Origin of the sequence: Ferrovum sp., assembly GCF_027317285.1 — a bacterium.
Classification (GTDB): Bacteria; Pseudomonadota; Gammaproteobacteria; order Burkholderiales; family Ferrovaceae; genus Ferrovum.
Map to the genome: position 1 here is coordinate 1 of NZ_DAHVHV010000168.1, position 530 is coordinate 530.

Annotated in this window: 1 protein-coding gene; it reads left to right on the forward strand. The window is 49.1% G+C overall.

All coding sequences use genetic code 11. From position 1 onward, the window contains the following. Positions 1-283 precede the first annotated feature (283 nt). Positions 284-511 (forward strand): type II toxin-antitoxin system RelB family antitoxin, encoded by a 228-nt coding sequence (relB, locus tag M6F29_RS12140; RefSeq protein WP_031599200.1) that lies wholly within the window; start codon positions 284-286, stop codon positions 509-511. Positions 512-530: the final 19 nt, after the last annotated feature.

A 530-nucleotide genomic window follows, 5' to 3' on the forward strand; every position in this document is an offset into this window, starting at 1 on the left:
TTCAGTGACGCGACCCACTTTCCAGTAGGCTTTGCGTAAATTATTGGAAACGGGCAACTTTACGCCCTTGGACAATTTCGCATTCCGGCTCAATCCCATCGACACTTTGGCCGCTGTCATCAGCAACTTGAAATTGGGTCGAAAGCAGCGGTTTGAAATTGGAAGCCAAGTAGGCCAAGAGGAGTTGATGTTTTCATGCGGCTTCTGTCAGTTACCCACACAGTGGGTTCCATGCGTAATTATGTGATACAGTTAATACATGTATTCAAAAGGAGGTTGTGGCATGGCTACTTCGATTCGACTGGCTCCAGAAACAGAGCAACGGCTTGACTACCTTGCTTCCCTTACCGGGCGGACAAAGGCTTACTATCTGCGAGAAATCATCGAGCAGGGTATTGAGGATATGGAGGACTACTACCTTGCCGCTGATGTGTTGGAACGTGTTCGAAAGGGGCAAGAACAGGTGCATTCTGCTGCTGACATGAGGAGAGACCTTGGCTTGGACGATTGATTATGCCGACACGGCCAAG